Source organism: Achromobacter sp. GbtcB20 (assembly GCF_019091095.1).
GTDB lineage: Bacteria > Pseudomonadota > Gammaproteobacteria > Burkholderiales > Burkholderiaceae_B > Achromobacter > Achromobacter mucicolens.
The window spans coordinates 1-759 of the sequence record NZ_JAGXJZ010000095.1; the positions used below are offsets into that span (position 1 = coordinate 1).

General features: G+C 68.8%; 1 protein-coding gene. It reads right to left on the reverse strand.

Annotated features, from left to right (window positions below; all coding sequences use genetic code 11):
* The coding region (locus tag KVT32_RS27955; RefSeq protein ID WP_217619181.1) for an aspartate/glutamate racemase family protein at positions 1-634 on the reverse strand (634 nt) is incomplete at its 3' end.
* Positions 635-759: the final 125 nt, after the last annotated feature.

Sequence of the window (759 nt, forward strand, 5' to 3'; positions counted from 1 at the left end):
TCGGCAGGCGCGAGTTCTCGTGGCTGATCAGGAGCGGGATCTCGGTGCAGCCGAGCACCACGGCGTCGCAGCCCTCGGCCGCCAGGGTCTGGATCACGCCCTGGAAGCGCGGCACCGTCTCCGCGTTCACGACGCCGGCGACCAGCTCGTCCATGATGAGGCGGTTGATGTCTTCGCGCTGTTCAAGCGTCGGGCGCACGCTCTCGATGCCGAGCGCGGTCAGTTTCGCGGGGTAGACCTCGCTCTCGACCAGCCAGCGCGTGCCGAGCAGGCCCAACTTGCGGTAGCCGCGCGCGAGCGCTTGCTCCCCGACCGCGTCGACGATGTGCAGCCAGGGCAGCGGCGAGCGCGCTTCGATCAGGGGCAGCGCCTGGTGGATGGTGTTGTCGGGACAGACCAGGAAATCGGCGCCGGCGCGCGCCAGCTTCTCGGCCGAGGACAGCATTAGTGCGCCGACGCCCTCCCAGTCGCCGCGCTCGATGCGCTCGACGTAGTCGGCCAATGAGTGGGTATGCATGCCGACCTCGGGGTGCGCATGCGGTCCCAGCCGCTTCGCGCCTTCGAGGCAGATGGTGCGATAGCACAGGGCGGCGCCTTCGGCCGAACAGCCGACGATTCCGATGTGTTGCGTCATGGTGGCGGGTCTCCTCGCTCGTGTCGAAGATCGCGTCGAAAATTCGCGTCGAAGATCGCGTCGAACAGGCGCAGGCGGCAGGCCGCCCGCGCCCGCCATGGCCAACATGCCCGTCCCGGTCCGTA